The organism is Mesorhizobium sp. SP-1A, assembly GCF_032460275.1.
Classification (GTDB): domain Bacteria; phylum Pseudomonadota; class Alphaproteobacteria; order Rhizobiales; family Rhizobiaceae; genus Mesorhizobium.
This window is the reverse complement of record NZ_JAVXZD010000009.1, coordinates 88,022-103,168: the sequence shown is the minus strand read 5'-3', so window position 1 is coordinate 103,168 and position 15,147 is coordinate 88,022. Positions and strand designations below refer to the sequence as shown.

The following is a 15,147-nucleotide window of genomic DNA, read 5'->3' as shown; positions in this document are numbered from 1 at the left end:
TTTAACTCGACCTCCGTCCTGGAAAGGACGCAAATGCTTTTTGCCGGCACGGAAAGGAACAAACCTGTCGCAAGCCCTTGTAATTGTTCATCCGTGCATTACGGTCCGTGCCGTCGCCGACCACAAGGCATAGGAGCAGGGCGTTGAACATTCTCGCAAAATTGTACCTCATCGCCCTGGCACTTATCGGGATCGGACTGGCGGCCGCCGGAGCCTGGCTCATAGGTCTTGGGGGTTCCTTCTATTATTGCGTCGTCGGCATCGCCTATCTGGCGTCGGCCTTCCTGCTGCTGCGGGGCAAGGCCTCGGGTGCCTATCTCGCCGTGCTCGTCGCGGTCCTGTCGGTGCCTTGGGCATGGTTGGAGGCCGGCAGCGATTTCTGGGGACTGTTCGCCCGGCTGATGTCGCCGATCGCCATAGCCGGCTTTGCGTTGCTGTTCGCGCCCTGGCTCGCCGGCAAGGTTCGCCGCGCACTGGCCTTTGGCGGCGCGGCAATTGCCGCCGCCCTCTTCGTCGTCGGCTTCGGCATGGCGTTCGTTCCCCATGGCATCGTGAGGCCCTCGCAGGAGATCGCGGCCTACGCGCCGGCCAAGGGAAACAATTCGCCGGCGAACTGGGACTCCTACGGGCGCACGACCGAAGGCCTGCGTTATTCGCCTTTCGACCAGATCAATCGCGACAATGTCGGCCAGCTCGAACTGGCCTGGACCTACCGCACGGACAATGGCGGCATCGGGCTCGACCAGAATACCCCGTTGCAGATCGACAACCTCGTCTACTCCTGCAACACCAGCAACGTCATCGCCGCTCTCGACGGCGATACGGGCAAACCGGTCTGGAAGTTCGATCCCAAGGCGTCGGCCCCCTTCTGGCAGCGGTGCCGAGGGCTGGGCTACTACAAGATGCCCCAGGCCGAGCAGGTCGCCGGCAAGCCCTGCAACGAACGTCTCATCGAAACGACGATCGACGCGCGTCTTCTCGCCATCGACGCCAAGACGGGCGAGTTGTGCCCTGAATTCGGCGACCGCGGCACCGTTGCCCTCTCCCAGGGCATGGGCGAAGTGAAGTCGGGTTTCTACTTCCAGACCTCTGCCCCGCTGGTCGCGCGCAATCTCATCGTGGTCGGCGGATGGGTGGTCGACAATCAGGAGGTGGGCGAGCCGTCCGGCGTCATCCGCGCGTTCAACGCGGTCACCGGCGCGCTCGAATGGGCCTGGGACCTCGGTGACCCATCGATCACGAAACTGCCGCCCGAAGGAAAGACCTATACCCGCGGCACGCCCAACATGTGGACGACGGCCGCCTTCGACGACAAGCTCGGCCTGATCTATGCGCCGCTCGGCAACACCACGCCCGACTATTTCGGCGCTGACCGTCCGGCCTTCTCGGATGAATACAACGCCACCCTCGTCGCCCTCGACGTGACGACCGGACGCGAGCGCTGGAAGTTCCAGACCGTCCACCACGATCTGTGGGACTACGACCTGCCCTCGCAACCGGCTCTGCTGGACGTACCCGACGGCAAGGGCGGCACGGTTCCGGCGGTGCTGCAAACCACCAAGCGCGGGCAACTCTTCCTGCTCGACCGCCAAACCGGCAAGCCGTTGGCCGAGGTGCAGGAAAAGCCCGTTCCGCAGACCGGGGCCGCGCCCGAGGAACGGCTTTCGCCCACGCAGCCCTATTCGGTCGGCATGCCCACGATCGGCGCCGAGCGGCTGACCGAGCGATCGATGTGGGGGGTGACCATGTTCGATCAGCTCGCCTGCCGTATCGCATTCCGCAAACTGCGCTACGAGGGCGACTTCACCCCCATCGGCCTGGGCGGCTATGCGATCGAGCAGCCCGGAAACATCGGTGGGCTGAACTGGGGCAGCGTCTCCGTCGACATACCCAACAACCGGGTCTTCATGAACGACGTGCGCGCGCCGAGCCTGTTCTCGCTCGTGCGGCGCGAGGCGTATCCCGAATTTGCCAAGAAAGCCCATGCCGACGGCACAGGCCACGGCCCTTCGCCGCAGCAAGGAACCCCGTATGGAATGGCGACCGAGATGTGGACCTCGCCATTGGGGGTTCCCTGCGTCAACCCGCCTTTCGGCACCATTACCGCCATCGACATGAACACCCGCAAGATCGCCTGGCAGGTGCCAGCGGGTACGGCCGAGCAGCTCGGTCCGCTCGGGATCAAGTCGCACATGCCCATGCCAATGGGCCTGCCGACCTATGCGGGGACCAGCGCTACCGCGGGCGGACTGGTTTTCTTTGCCGGCTTCCAGGACTACTATCTGCGCGCCTACGATGCGGAGGACGGCACGGAGCTGTGGAAATATCCTTTGCCGGTCGGTTCGAGCGCCACGCCGATGACCTACGTCTCGCCGGCGAGCGGGAAGCAATATGTCTTGATTTCCATCGGCGGAGCTCCCTATTCGCCCGACAAGGGTGATTATGTGATGGCGTTCGCCTTGAAAGGCGGCAAGCCATAGGGCTTCAGATCGAAACGGGACGCGAGGGCCGTGAGCCGGCCGCAGGTGCACCGCCTGGCCGCATGAGGCTACGGTGCCGGATCGGCGTTCCGGTGACGGCATCGGCCCGGCGGCGGGCACGCTATTTCATGCCCGCCTCGGCTGCGGCTTGCGATACGATCTGCGCCTGTTCCGGCAGGGTCCCTTCCGGCTTTACCTGCCGTCCGCTCCATAGGCCACGACGTCCTGCCGCTGTTCGCCAAGGCCCTCGATGGAAAGCGTGACCACGTCCCCGGCCTTCAGGAACACATTCGGCTTCTGGCCAAGGCCGACACCGGGCGGCGTTCCCGTCGAGATGACGTCGCCGGGCTGGAGGCTCATGAACTGGCTGAGATAGGAGACGAGGTAAGCCACTCCATAGACCATGGTGGCGCTGGAGCCGTCCTGGTAGCGGCGACCGTTCACCTCGAGACGCATGGCCAGGTTCTGCGGGTCGGCGATCTCGTCGCGCGTCACCAGCCAGGGGCCGATGGGGCCGAAAGTGTCGCAGCTCTTGCCCTTGGTCCATTGGCCTTGGCGCTCGGCCTGGAATTCGCGCTCGGACACATCATTGATGAGGCAATAGCCGGCCACATGCTCCATCGCCTCGGCCTCGGAGACATATTTGGCCGTCTTGCCGATCACCACGCCGAGTTCGACCTCCCAGTCGGTCTTGGTCGAGTTGCGCGGGATCTCGATGGCGTCATTGGGTCCGACGATGGCCGAGGTCGCCTTCATGAAGATGATCGGCTCCGGCGGCACGGTGGCTCCGGTCTCGGCGGCATGGTCGGAATAGTTGAGGCCGATGCAGATGAACTTGCCCGTGCCCGCCACGCAGGGGCCGAGACGGGGCGAGCCTGCGACAAGCGGCAGGCTGGCCGGATCGATGCCGCGCAGCCTGTCCAGCCCCTCGGGCAGGATCGCCGCGCCGGCGATGTCTGCGACGTGGCCGGAAAGGTCGCGGATGTTGCCGTCCTTGTCGAGCAGTCCGGGCTTTTCCCGGCCGGCGGGTCCGTAGCGAAGCAGTTTCAAGGCAGTTTCCTTTCCGTAGCGCGTCAGTTGGCCCAGCCGCCGTCGATGATGTGCGTCTGGCCGGTCGTGTAAGTGGCTGTGGCGAGATAGAGCGCCAGGTCGGCGATTTCCTCGGGCGTGCCGATACGGCCGATCGGCTGGCGCGCCACGAAGGCGGCGCGCGCCTTCTCGTAATCGCCCTGCGCGCGCAGACGCTGTTCGAGCGAAGGGCTCTCGACCGTTCCGGGGCAGATGGCGTTGCAGCGGATGCCCCGCGCCACATAATCGGCGGCCACCGACTTCGTCAGGCCGACGACGGCGGCCTTGGTGGTGCCGTAGGCGAAGCGGTTCGGCACGCCCTTGATGCTGCCCGCCACCGACGCGACGTTGACGATGCATCCATCACCGCGCTCCAGCATGGACGGCAGGGCTGCCGAGATGGTGCGCCACATCGACTTCACGTTGACGTCGAAGGCGAAGTCCAGATCCTGCTCGCCGCATTCGAGCACGGTGCCGTTGTGAACGAAGCCGACGGCGTTGACGAGGATATCGACCGCTCCCATCTCGCCGATGAGGGCCTTGATGGCGGCGCCGTCGCGCACGTCCAGCCTGCGGCGCTCGGCGCAATCGAGGCCGTGAAGCGCCGTTTCGTTGAGGTCGGTCGCCCAGACCTTTGCGCCGCGCGCGGCGAAAGCGGCCGCGATGGCGCGCCCGATGCCCTGCCCGGCACCCGTCACGAGCGTGGTTTTGTTGTCGAGATCGTTCACTTTTGCGTCCTTCCGGCCGGTCGTTTCAGTTGCTGAGAAATTTCTCGATCGCTTTCAACCCGGGATCGATGCCCAGACCCGGCAGGTCCGGCAGGGTCACGCGGCCGGATTTCACCTGCGGATCGCAGAGGAGTTCACGCAGCGGGTTGGGATTGGCGTCGAATTCGACGAAGTCCGCACCGCCCAGCCCGGCCTGGACATGCAGGCTGGCGGCAAGCCCCACGCCGCCTGAAAGCCAGTGCGGGCAATAGCGCAGCCCGGCCGACCTCGCGACGCGGCCTACGATCAGGGCGCCGGAGACGCCGCCCCATTTTCCGACGTCCGGCTGGACGACCGTCACGGCGCGCCGCGCGATCGACACCGCGAAATCGCCGAGCCGGCGCAGGTTCTCGCCACCTGCAAGCGGCACCTCGCCTTCCTGCGCCACGCGGCGCCATTCATGGAAGGGCCGGTCGGCGGGAAGCGGCTCCTCCAGCCAGTCGATCCGGTGTTCGCGCATGAGGCCGGCCATCTCCACCGCTTGCGGGGCCGTCCATGACTGGTTGGCATCCACCATCAGGGCGGCGTCGCCGAATTCGCCGCGCAGCGCGGCCAGGTTGTCGAGATCCTTGTCCCGGCCGAAGCCGACGCGCAGCTTCAAGGCCGTATGTCCGCGCTCCGCCGCCGCCGTCGCGAGGCGAAGCGGCTCGTCCGGCGGGATGGAGCTTGCGTAGACGGGCACGTCCGCGCGGCCGCCGAGAACGGCGAAAAGCGGTTTTCCCGCCCTTCGCGCCACTAGGTCCCACAGCGCGGTATCGAGGCCGGCCACGATCTGCGCGACCGGACCCGCCTCCCCCGCCTGCAGGCCCAGCGTGTGCAGCCGGCGCTGCAACTCGTCCGTGGCGTGGGCGGGGTTGCGAAAGCTCGCGCCGACCGCCACGGCCGGCAATATGTCGCGCGCGAGCGCATGGCGGTAATCCACGCCGGCCGGCGGGAAGTTGCACCAGATCTCGCCCAGTCCGCGCGTGCCGTCCGCGTCCTCCACCGTCACGACCAACGACGGCCGACTGTGCAGCGGCCCGAAGACGGTGTTCATCGGCGTGGCCAGCGGCGCGCGGTGCAGGCGCAGCAACACATGCGCCGGCTTGAGCATCAGGTTGCAATCGAGCCCGGCGAGGAAGCCCTGAAGTTCGGTTTCGAACGGCCCCAGGCCCGTGTCTTGACGGATCACGACGACATGTCCGCAAAGCGCGGGTGGTCGAGCACCTGTGGATTGGCGATGAAGCCCGGGCGCTTGTTGGCGGCCACCGACAGCAGGGAGCCGATGGCGTCCACGGCGTTTCCGGATATGATCTGGTCGGTCCAGGCGAGCGCGTGCGGCGCAAGCAACACATTGTCCATGCGCATGAGCGGACTGGACGGCGCCAGCGGTTCCTCGCGGAAGACGTCCAGGCCGGCCCGGGCGATCCGGCCCGATTTCAGGGCGGCGATCAGTGCGTCCTCATCAACGATCTCGCCGCGCGCCACGTTGACGAATATGCAGCCGGGCTTCATGCGCGCGATGCGCTCCGCCGAGATCATGCCCTGCGTCGCCGGGGTGAGCGCCGCCGTCACCACGACGATATCCGAGCGTTCCATCAACTGATCCAGACCGACGAGCTCGACGCCGAGGGCATCGGCCTGCGCCTTTTCCGCGCGCGGGCTGTAGGCGGCCAGCCGCGCCTGGAACGGTGCGGCCAGGCGCGCGAACTCCCGCCCGATATTGCCGAGGCCGACGATGCCTATGGTGCGCCCCGCGAGGCCCATGCCCATATAGTCCGCCCGCTCGGCCCAGCGCCCTTCCCGCACAAGGCGGTCCTTTTCGAGCACGCGATGGGTAAGTGTCAGCACGAAGGTGAGCGCGGCCACGGCGACCGGCACCTTGCCGCCCAGCGGCGTGCTGGTGACCATGACGCCCGCGCGGGTGCAGGCGTCGAGATCGATCCTGTCCAGCCCCGCGCCCCAGCGGCTGACGTGCCGCAGGCGCGGAGCGGCGTCGAGCAGCTTCTGGTCGATCCGCTGGCGCAGCACGAGAACGGCGTCGAAGCCGGCGAAGTTCTCGGCCACGTCGCCATCGCCGATCATGCGATGGCGCAACCGGGGATCGGCCTCGATGCGCGACAGCCCGATATCGCCCCATGCGATTTCCCCGCGACCGTTGAGGAAGTCGCGGCTGATTCCGATCTCGTACATTTCTGCTCAGTCCGGTTGGTTGAGTTCGGCCGGCAGGTTTCGTGGAAAGAAACATGCAGCCTTGCGGTTGCCGCCGGCGACGGGAGACAGCGGGGGCGTCTCGGCCGGGCATTTGTCGCGCGCCTGGAAGCAGCGCTTGTGGAAGGCGCAGCCGGACGGCGGGTTTGCCGGGCTGGGCGGGTCGCCGTTCAGGATGATGCGGCCCGAGAGCGACCTGCGGCCCGGATCGTCCGAAGGGATCGAGGACAGGAGCGCTTCCGTATAGGGATGGGCCGGACGCTCGAACAGCGGATCGCGATCGGCCGTCTCCACGATCTTGCCGAGATACATGACGGCGATGCGTTCGGCCATGTAGCGCACCACCGAAAGATCGTGGGAGATGAACAGATAGGACAGGCCGAGCTGACGCTGGAGCCGCTTCAGGAGATTGAGGATCTGTGCCTGGACCGACACGTCCAGCGCCGAGACCGGTTCGTCCAGCACGATCAGCTTCGGATTGAGCACCAGCGCCCTGGCGATGCCGATGCGCTGGCGCTGGCCGCCCGAAAACTGCGAGGGGTAACGCTGCGCCTGGTCTGCGTTCAGCCCCACCGTAGACAACACGTCCAGCACCATGGTTCTCAGTTTCGCCCCGGAAGCGATCCTGTGGATCAGGAGCGGCTCGGCGACGATGTCGAACACCCGCATGCGCCGGTTGAGCGAGCCATAGGGGTCCTGGAAGACGATCTGCAGGTCACGGCACAGCTGGGCGTCGCTCCGCCTGTCGACATCGGTGATGTCGCGGCCGCCGAACTCGATCCTGCCTTCGGTCGGCGGCGTCAGTCCCACCAGCATCGAACTGACGGTGGATTTGCCGCATCCGGACTCTCCCACCAGCCCGAGGGTCTCGCCCTGCGCGATCTGGAAATCGACGCCATCCACCGCCTTGACGAAGCTCGTCGCGCGCTGGAGCACGCCGGTGCGGATGGGGAAATGCTTCTTCAATCCGCTGACGCGCAGCAACGGCGCGGCGCCGTCGGCGGCGGACATGGCTTTAGGCCCGGCAACGATCGCGTTCATCGCACGCCTCCATTCGAGAGCCGCCACGCTTCCGCCACCTCCTCGGCAAAGTGGCATGCGCTGTACTGTCCCTCCCCGAGATCGCGAATTTCGGGCCGGACGGTCGCGCATGGCCTGCGCCCGCGCGCCAGCCAGCAGCGGGGATGGAAGGCGCAGCCGTTGATCTCCTTCGCAAGATTCGGCGGTTCGCCCTCGATCGACTGAAGCTCCTGGCCGGATGGCATGCGCGGATTGGGGATGCTCGACAGGAGCGCGCTCGTATATGGATGGCGCGGTTGCCGGAACAACGCGTCGACCGGCCCTTCCTCGACGATGCGGCCGGCATACATGACGATGACGCGGTCCGCGCTTTCGGCGACCAGGCCCATGTCGTGCGTGATCAGCACGAGGGCGGCGCCGGCCTGTTCGCAGGCCGAGCGCATGACGTCCATGACCTGCGCCTGCACGGTCACGTCCAGCGCGGTGGTGGGTTCGTCGGCCACGATCACCTGCGGGTTGTTGGCGAGCGCCATGGCGATCAGCACGCGCTGGCGCATGCCGCCCGACATTTCGTGCGGATAGACGTCCAGCCGTTCTCGCGGACCCGGCACGCCGACCATGGACAGAAGCCGTTCGGCCCGATCCATGCGCTGCTCCCTGGAGAGCGAGGGCTGGTGGCGGGCGATGGTTTCCGCAATCTGGGCGCCTATCTTCAGCACGGGATTGAGCGAACTCATCGGGTCCTGGAAAACCATGGCGATGCGACCGCCCCTGATCTCCTCGCGCCGTGCCTCGGGCATGGCCAGCATGTCCTCGCCGTCCAGTTCGATCCTGCCTCCGGCGAGGCGCACGGGGGGCGCCAGCAGCGACATCAGGGAGAGCGCGGTGAGCGTCTTGCCGGAACCGGATTCGCCCACGATGCACAGAACCTCGCCCGGCATCACGTCGAAGCTGACGTCGGAAACCAGCGGATAGCCGGTGCGGGCCAGGCCGAGTTCGATCGTCAGGCCCTGCACCGACAGGACCGGGCCGGCCGATCGCACATGCCGCTTCGCTTCATGCATGGTCATCGTTTCTTGCTCGCCGGGTTCAGCGCCTTCTGCATGGCGTCGCTGAGAAAATTCAGCCCCAGCACGAGAATAAGCAGCAGCAGGCCGGGAACGATCGCGTAGAGCGGAGCGATGCCGAGATATTCACGACTCTTGCTCAGCATCGAGCCCCATGAAGCGGTCGGCGGCTGCACGCCCAGGCCGACGAAGGACAGCGACGCTTCCAGCAGGATGGCATGGCCGGCCGCGGCCGAAAGCTGGGTGACCACGCTGCCGATGCTGTTGGGCAGGAGATGCCGGGTCATGATGCGCCATCTGCCGGCTCCCTGCACGATGGCGGCCTTCACATAGTCCAGTTCACGCTCGCGCAACACGGAGGCGCGGGTCAGCCGTGCGAATACGGGAATGTTCACGAAGGCCACGGCGATGCAGACCGAAGTCAGCCCGGCGCCCAGCACGGCCACCGCGATGATGCCGAGCAGGATGCCGGGATAGGCCAGCAATATGTCGCAGGCGCGCATGATCAGCGTGTCCGTGACACCCTTCGTCATACCGGCAAGAATGCCGAGCACGATGCCGATGCTGGCGCCCATCGCGACGCTGGCGAAACCGACCAGCAGCGATATGCGGGTGCCGTAGATCGCCCGGCTCAATATGTCGCGCGAAAGCTCGTCCGTTCCCAGCAGATGACCCGCCGTGCCCGGCGCCGCCAGGCGCAGGCCGGCGAATTGCTGGTTCGGGTCGAAGGGAGCCAGAAGCGGTGCGAAAATCGCGACCAGGACCGCGATGCCGACCAGCCCCACGCCGATCGGACCGGCAAAATTGCCGAGCGGCCGGCCTCTGCCCAGCCTGCCCAGCAGGGAAGGTTTCGGCGGGCGGATGGACAGGTCCGTCATTTCGCCTTCTCCTGCGCCACGCGGATACGGGGGTCGACGAAGCCGTAGAGGATATCGACCACGAGATTGAGCAGGAGGAAGAACAGCACCAGTATGACGAGGATGCCCTGAACCACCCCATAGTCGCGGTTGATGATCGACTGCACCAGCAGCCTGCCCACGCCCGGCCAAGCGAACACCGTTTCGATGACGACCGCGCCGCCAAGCATGCGGCCGAGCAGAATGCCCATCATGGTCACGATCGGTATCAGGGAATTGCGCAGGACATGCCAGCGAACGATGCGGCCGCGACGCAGGCCCTTGGCGCGCGCGGTGCGGATGTAGTCCTCGCCCAGCGTCTCGATCACCGCATTGCGGGTAAAGCGGGCCAGCACCGCCGAGCCATGCAGGGCCAGCGTCAGGCTGGGCAGCACCAGCGACAGGAAGAACCTCCACGGAGAATCGAAGGCGCTGACGAAACCGCCCGGCGGCAGCCAGCCCAGCGACACGGAGAAGATGATGACCATGACGATGCCGAACCAGAAGTCGGGCGTGGCGATCGACAGCGCCGAACCCATGGACATAAGCCAGTCCGGCAGCCGGCCCTCGTTCATCCCGGCAGCCAGGCCCGCGGGAATGCCGACGGCCACGGCCACCAGAAGCGCCGTCACGGCGATCAGCAGCGAGAAGGGCAGCCGGCTGAAGATCAGCTCGCCGTTCGGACGGTGGTAGATGTAGGACTGGCCGAAATCGCCCTGCGCGACATGTTTCAGCCAGGAGAAATACTGTTCGGGCAAGGGCCGGTCGAGCCCGTAGTCCGACCTGATCTGCTCCACCACCTCGGGCGTCGCGTCCGGCCCGGCGATCACATCGGCGGGATCTCCGGGAAGGGCGCGCACGACAGCGAATATCAGCACGCTCGAGATGAACAGTACCGGTATCCATTGAAGGATCTGGCGGGTCAGGTAAGTCGCCATTGTTCAGCTCCCCTCCCGGAAGCAGGTTCCGTTCCGGCTACTGGTCGAAGCTCGCCGCCTCGAAGATCGGCATGCCGTCGAGATTGAAGTGGACGTCCTTCAACTGCGGCGAAGACGCCCACTGCACCGGCAGCGTGGAGACCGGCAGGACCCAGTTCTCGTTGAGCAGGAACTCGTCGATGCGTTTCCAGGCGGCCTCGGTCTCCGGGCTGTCGCTGTGCGTCGTCACATAGCCCACGTCGTCCTGGTAGGCCTTGGACTCCACGCCGGCGACATTCTTCCTGGAGCGGAACGGCACCGCCGAAAGCAGGATGGCGGACGGGCTGCGCCCCGCGCGGACATAGACGTGCGTGGTGATCTCGAAATTGCTCTTGCGGAAGCGGGCGACGAAGGCGGCTTCCGACATTTCGGAGATGTTGGCGTTGATGCCGATCTCCTGGAAGGAGCTTTGCAGGATCTGCGCCATGCCGCCGAGCGCCGGCTCGGCCTGGCTGTAAGCGAGCAGTTCCACCGAAGCCCCTTTCGCTCCCGCCTTCTCGATCAGCGCCTTTGCTTCGGCCAGATCGTATTTGCACGAGCCTTCCAGGCCGGCCGTCTCCTTCTTGCTACGCTCCGCCCAGGGCAGGCATTTCGGGATGGCTCCCGGCCCGACGATGTCCTTGGCGATGCGCTCGCGGTCGATCGCCAGGCTGATGGCCTTGCGGACCTCGGGCTTCTGGAAGACCGCGGACTTGACGTTGATGCCGACGTCGAGCACGCGCCCTTCGGCCGACGCGACGCCCGTCTTGATGCCGGAATTGGCCAGGTATTCGATCGATTCCCGGCTCAGGATGGGCAGAAAGTCCACCGTGCCCGACTGCAATTCCGCCACCGCCGACTGCGGATCGGGGATAATCTTCAGCTCGACCTGTTTCAGTTCGGGTGCCTTGCGCCAATAGTCCTCGTTGCGCGCGAACGTGGCGCCCTGCCCCGGCTCGTAGCTTTCCAGCTTGAACGGTCCCGTGCCGTTGCCGCCGGTCTTGATCTTGTCCGGGTTCTGGGAGTCGACCACGAAAGCGAGATCGAGCAGATCGAAAACGGCATCGGAATCGCCGTTGAGATGCAGCACGACCGTGTTGTCGTCGGGCGTGTCGATCGCTTCGATCATCTGCGCCAGCGGCAGGATGTTGGCGCCCACGGACGGGTTTTTCGCGTAATCCAGGCTGAAGGCGACATCCTTCGAGGTCATCTTGCGCCCGTCGTGGAACTTGACGTTCTGCTCGAGGTCGAGCGTCAGCGTCTTGCCGTCGTCGCTCTTCGTCCAGGACTTCGCCAGTTCGGGTTGCGGTTTGCCGTCCTGGTCGAGGCGGATCAGGGAATTGTAGAGCAGATGGGTCGAGACATAGGTGCCCATGCGCAGTTCGGTCGGATCGAGCGACGCCAGATCGGCATTCTGCCCCACCACGAGATTGTCCTTGGCATGGGCGAGCGCCGTCGCCCCCAGCGCGGTTGCCAGCGCGACGGGGAGCGCCAGGGCGCTACCCCTCAGAAAATTCCTAAACGACACCGGATACATTCGATTCCTCCACCGTAAGCTCCTGAACGAAACCTGCTCCTTTCAGGATTTCGTCCTTCAGATCGACGCCTAGCCCGAGCCGGCGCCCCAGTTCTATCTCTCCACCCGCACGCGCCAGCGGCGCCACGACAAGGTCGTCGAACAGGAGCGATTCCTCGAACTGGTATTCCAGGAGATCGACCGTCCCGGCCGCCGAACAGACTTCCACGCTCGCGGCATGCGCCACGGGACCGCTCGGATTGTGCGGAGAAAACCGGACCTTCGCCGATTCCAGGCGCTCGGCCATGCGCAGCATCGTGGCGAGCCCCCCGGCATATTTGACGTCGGGCATCAGCACGTCGTAGGCCGACGCCTCGAGGAACGGCTCCAGGCCGGCGAGCCCCACGACGTTCTCGGCCCCCGCAAGCAACATGCCCTTGCGATTGGCCCTGCCGCGAAGCCTGGCGATGTCGGGGATAAATTCCGCGCTCTCCGGCAGCGGACATTCGATCCAATGCAGGTCGAGCCCGGCACAGGCATCGATCAGGTCGCCCGCGCCCGATGGCGTGAAGCGCCAATGGCAATCCACCATCAGCCGCCCGTCGCGCCCCATGGCGCTGCGCACCGCAGCGACGCGCTCCAGCCCCTTGTCCAGCGCCCGGGCCGGCGCTTCGGCGCGCGGATCGTGGAAGACCTCATCGAAAGGTGCGATCTTGAGGTGCGCGAAGCCTGCCGAAAGCGCATCGCGCGCACTGGCGGCGAAGCCGGCCGGGCTGCGGTCGACGGTGCGGCGGTTGAGGTTGGCGTAAAGACCGATCTTCGAACGCCGCTGCCCGCCGAGATGGTTCGCCACCGACATCCGGCGTTCACGCGCAAGACAGTCGTTCAGCGCATGGTCGAGCGCCGAAACGGCAGCCGCCAGGGCGAGATCGCCCTGGGGATCGGGAAGACAGGCGAACATGTCGGCCGCGGTCGCCGATGCCTCGAGCCCCTGCCGCCCGAGCCGCGCGAGATGCTGCGCCACGGTGTCGATGCTTCCGTCCAGCGTCGCTTCGCCCAGACCGCTGACGCCGTTGTCCAGCTCCAGCGCGACGAGCAGCCACGTCGTGCGCTCCGAGACCGCAACCCGCGCGATGCGGAGGCCCGTCATTCTGGCCACGGTCACGACTGCGCGTCCTCGTGGCGCTTCAGCACCTGAAGCATCTTCAGCTTGGATTTGATCACATGCGCCTGCATGATCGCCGAGGCTGCGGAACCATCCCTCGCCTCCAGCGCTGCGATCAGTTCGCGATGGTCGCTGATGACCCCGGCGAAACGCTCCTCCTGGTAGCCGAAACGCTTCCACAGGGTCGCGATCAGCACCCAATGCTTGTTGGACAGGGCGTAGGCTTCCTCGTTCGCGCCGGCCTCGTTGACGATCTGATGGAAGAGCTTGTTCGACTGCAGCACTGCCGGATAGTCGCGGCAGGAGACGAAGTCCTCGAACCTCTCCTGCTCCGCTTTCAGCGCCTCGATATCGGCGTCCGTGCGGCGTTCGGCGCTGCGCAGCGCCAGCATGGCTTCCAGGGCCGCGCGGATATCGAACAGGTTCTCCACGAAACGCGCATCGATCTGCCGCACGCGAGCGCCACGGTTCTGGGCGATCACGACCAGGCCCTCGCCGTGAAGCCTGTTCAGCGCTTCACGCACCGGCATCGGGCTCACTCCATAGCGCCCTGCGAGATCGTCTATGCGCAGCCGGGCGCCCTGCCCGAACGCTCCGTCGACGATGTCGCTGCGGATCTGGTCGATGATCGTGCTTGTATCTGCTCCCATGGATATGATCATAAACTTGCGATATCTGCCGTTGTCAACCGTATTAATCTCAATTTATGATCAAAAATAGGAAGCCATGAGGAATCCCGTGACCGTCACCCATGCAATCGAGCTGGAACCGCTTACCGCGAGCGCGTTCGAACCCTTCGGCCGGGTGGTGGCCCACGATGGCGCCGGCCGCCGCTTTCATATCCCTTCGGCATATTCTCCGGCGGACGAGGGCCGGCCCGTCATCTGGATCGCAAGGGTCGAAGACGCTTCTACGCTTCCGCTGGAAATCAGGGCTTTGGAGCGGCACCCGCATTCGCCACAGACATTCATCCCGCGCGGCGATCATCCCCACATCGTCGTGGTCGCGAAATCCGATGCGTCGGGAGCGCCGGACCCCGCCAGCATCCGCGCCTTCCTGGCGCAGGGCCATCAAGGCGTGGTCTATGCCCGGAACTGCTGGCACCTCGGATTCACGCCGCTGGCGGCGCCATGCGAATTCGTCGTGACGATGCTCGAGACCGGGCAGCCCGATGAAACGATCGTCCACCCTCTTGCACGCCCCGCCTTCGTCAACGGATAGCCAATCGGCGCCCCGGCCGCCGCAAGCTCCGGACTCCACGGGCGGCCAGACCATATCCTCAGGAATCTGATCAAACTTACCGGGTTGTGTCGACGTCCCGATCAGGCCGGTCGATCCTCGGCGAAGGCACGCTATGAGCGGACGACAAGGGAGATCACCAGCGCCAGAAAGCCCATGCTTGTGATAACGGCCCGCGCGAGATGGCCGTATTCCCACCGATCGCGAAGTTCCGTCCAGCCTGGCTCTTGGCCTCGATCTTTTCGCCCGGCTCCGAAGAAGGTCGAACCGGACGGACCCACCGCCGCGCCCTCCATCCAGTATTTGTTCACCGGGTGAACCACGGTCCAATAGATTGCAACCATCGCCAGCATTGCGATCAGGACGACCCCGGTCAGCCAGAACGCGGCCGTTCCGGTCGGGGTCCGGAACAGCAGAAGTCCGGTCACCAGTATGCTGAGGGGTTCGGACGCGCCTCCGATTGTGAAGCCAGGATAATAGATGCGCTGTACCACCCGATACGTGCGCTCATCCAGCCGCATCTTGCCCGGAAGCTCCAAGGCGTGCGCCACCGACAGCGCTGTCGGCAGCGCGACGATCATGACAGCCACGACCTGGAGCAGGCCAAACATCCGGCGTTCCTCACCCCGTCGCTGAAATCAGTGCAATGGAGTGAAACGCACCATGCTCGCCTGAAGTTCCTGCCTGCCTGTGAGCTTTCCGGCGGCGACCCGGCATTCGCGCCGAACGGCCATCCCCCATGCTGGTCCGGTTCTTGCGCTTCGGTTCCTGCGCTCGTGAAAC

The 15,147-nt window shown here is 65.6% G+C and carries 14 protein-coding genes; 2 read left to right on the top strand and 12 right to left on the bottom strand.

All coding sequences use genetic code 11. From position 1 onward, the window contains the following. Nucleotides 1-143 precede the first annotated feature (143 nt). Nucleotides 144-2,480 (top strand): membrane-bound PQQ-dependent dehydrogenase, glucose/quinate/shikimate family, encoded by a 2,337-nt coding sequence (locus QU595_RS27010; RefSeq protein WP_315927831.1) that lies wholly within the window; start codon nucleotides 144-146, stop codon nucleotides 2,478-2,480. A 192-nt stretch (nucleotides 2,481-2,672) separates the two neighbouring features. Here the strand turns inward: QU595_RS27010 and QU595_RS27005 are convergent, their stop codons facing one another. Genes QU595_RS27005 through QU595_RS26955 form a run of 11 tightly spaced genes read right to left on the bottom strand, consistent with a single transcriptional unit; the run spans nucleotide 2,673 to nucleotide 13,775 of the window. Further along, complete coding sequence (locus QU595_RS27005) at nucleotides 2,673-3,530, bottom strand: fumarylacetoacetate hydrolase family protein (protein ID WP_315927829.1); 858 nt, start codon at nucleotides 3,528-3,530, stop codon at nucleotides 2,673-2,675. Nucleotides 3,531-3,553: 23 nt separating this feature from the next. Next, nucleotides 3,554-4,276 (bottom strand): SDR family oxidoreductase, encoded by a 723-nt coding sequence (locus tag QU595_RS27000; RefSeq protein WP_315927827.1) that lies wholly within the window; start codon nucleotides 4,274-4,276, stop codon nucleotides 3,554-3,556. Nucleotides 4,277-4,301: 25 nt separating this feature from the next. Next, complete coding sequence (locus QU595_RS26995) at nucleotides 4,302-5,486, bottom strand: mandelate racemase/muconate lactonizing enzyme family protein (RefSeq protein ID WP_315927825.1); 1,185 nt, start codon at nucleotides 5,484-5,486, stop codon at nucleotides 4,302-4,304. Further along, the gene (locus QU595_RS26990) at nucleotides 5,483-6,487 is read right to left on the bottom strand and encodes a 2-hydroxyacid dehydrogenase (protein WP_315927823.1); all 1,005 of its coding nucleotides are present in this window, start codon (nucleotides 6,485-6,487) and stop codon (nucleotides 5,483-5,485) included. The genes QU595_RS26995 and QU595_RS26990 overlap by 4 nt, the downstream gene beginning before the upstream one ends. A 6-nt stretch (nucleotides 6,488-6,493) precedes the next feature. Continuing rightward, nucleotides 6,494-7,546: an oligopeptide/dipeptide ABC transporter ATP-binding protein gene (locus tag QU595_RS26985; RefSeq protein WP_315927821.1), complete on the bottom strand. Its 1,053-nt coding sequence runs from the start codon at nucleotides 7,544-7,546 to the stop codon at nucleotides 6,494-6,496. Then, complete coding sequence (locus tag QU595_RS26980; RefSeq protein WP_315927819.1) at nucleotides 7,543-8,595, bottom strand: ABC transporter ATP-binding protein; 1,053 nt, start codon at nucleotides 8,593-8,595, stop codon at nucleotides 7,543-7,545. Before QU595_RS26980 ends, QU595_RS26985 begins: the two co-directional genes overlap by 4 nt. Further along, nucleotides 8,592-9,470, bottom strand: coding sequence for an ABC transporter permease (locus QU595_RS26975; RefSeq protein WP_315927817.1), 879 nt, complete (start codon nucleotides 9,468-9,470; stop codon nucleotides 8,592-8,594). Before QU595_RS26975 ends, QU595_RS26980 begins: the two co-directional genes overlap by 4 nt. Next, a complete protein-coding gene (locus QU595_RS26970) occupies nucleotides 9,467-10,426 on the bottom strand; it encodes an ABC transporter permease (RefSeq protein ID WP_315927815.1) in 960 nt (319 codons plus the stop codon). The genes QU595_RS26975 and QU595_RS26970 overlap by 4 nt, the downstream gene beginning before the upstream one ends. A gap of 37 nt (nucleotides 10,427-10,463) precedes the next feature. Then, complete coding sequence (locus QU595_RS26965) at nucleotides 10,464-11,981, bottom strand: ABC transporter substrate-binding protein (protein WP_315927813.1); 1,518 nt, start codon at nucleotides 11,979-11,981, stop codon at nucleotides 10,464-10,466. After that, a complete protein-coding gene (locus QU595_RS26960) occupies nucleotides 11,962-13,125 on the bottom strand; it encodes an enolase C-terminal domain-like protein (protein WP_315927811.1) in 1,164 nt (387 codons plus the stop codon). Before QU595_RS26960 ends, QU595_RS26965 begins: the two co-directional genes overlap by 20 nt. Further along, nucleotides 13,122-13,775 (bottom strand): GntR family transcriptional regulator, encoded by a 654-nt coding sequence (locus QU595_RS26955; RefSeq protein ID WP_315927809.1) that lies wholly within the window; start codon nucleotides 13,773-13,775, stop codon nucleotides 13,122-13,124. Before QU595_RS26955 ends, QU595_RS26960 begins: the two co-directional genes overlap by 4 nt. A 76-nt stretch (nucleotides 13,776-13,851) precedes the next feature. Here QU595_RS26955 and QU595_RS26950 point away from each other — a divergent pair, with 76 nt between their 5' ends. Then, complete coding sequence (locus tag QU595_RS26950; RefSeq protein WP_315927807.1) at nucleotides 13,852-14,346, top strand: ureidoglycolate lyase; 495 nt, start codon at nucleotides 13,852-13,854, stop codon at nucleotides 14,344-14,346. A 131-nt stretch (nucleotides 14,347-14,477) separates the two neighbouring features. Here the strand turns inward: QU595_RS26950 and QU595_RS26945 are convergent, their stop codons facing one another. Beyond that, entirely contained in the window at nucleotides 14,478-14,975 is a 498-nt protein-coding gene (locus tag QU595_RS26945; protein ID WP_315927805.1) for a DUF1772 domain-containing protein, read from the bottom strand. Nucleotides 14,976-15,147: the final 172 nt, after the last annotated feature.